Consider the following 445-nt stretch of genomic DNA (forward strand, 5'->3'; position numbering starts at 1 on the left):
CATGACGGCGCTGGGAGCGAGTATTTGCAACGACCCGTTTTATCCGACGGTGTTGAAAGATGTCGAGGACGACTACGCCAACCCGTTGAAGCTGCTTGCGCAAGGCCTGCGCTTCATCGACCCGGTGACCGGTGAGTTGCGGGAGTTCGAGAGTCAAATCACCTTGCAGTGGTAATGCTGAAACTGCTTTCCGAGTTCCCATGAAAAAGCCCGCATGACAATGCGGGCTTTTCTGTATCCGGTAACGACGCGGAGCCTTACAGCTCTTTAACGGTACGAACCTGATCCTTGTTGATGCGGGTCTCTTTGCCGTCCAGCTGCTGGAACTCGTAGAAGCCCGAATCATCATCGTATTTCGGGGTGTCGACGGCCTGGATTTCGCGACCGTCATTCAAGGTGATCACTGTCGGCGAGGAGCAACCGGCGAGGGTTGCCAGGCCCAGTG

At 56.0% G+C, this 445-nt stretch carries 1 protein-coding gene and 1 pseudogene; one reads left to right on the forward strand and one right to left on the reverse strand.

Annotated features, from left to right (window positions below; genetic code table 11):
* Window positions 1-175 (forward strand): annotated as a pseudogene (locus J5M71_RS28510) (pseudouridine synthase); the annotation flags it as partial.
* A gap of 82 nt (window positions 176-257) precedes the next feature.
* Here the strand turns inward: J5M71_RS28510 and J5M71_RS28515 are convergent.
* Window positions 258-443 (reverse strand): YgdI/YgdR family lipoprotein, encoded by a 186-nt coding sequence (locus J5M71_RS28515; RefSeq protein ID WP_207839013.1) that lies wholly within the window; start codon window positions 441-443, stop codon window positions 258-260.
* Between the last annotated feature and the right edge of the window lie 2 nt (window positions 444-445).

This window comes from Pseudomonas sp. 43(2021) (assembly GCF_017490805.1).
Classification (GTDB): Bacteria; Pseudomonadota; Gammaproteobacteria; order Pseudomonadales; family Pseudomonadaceae; genus Aquipseudomonas.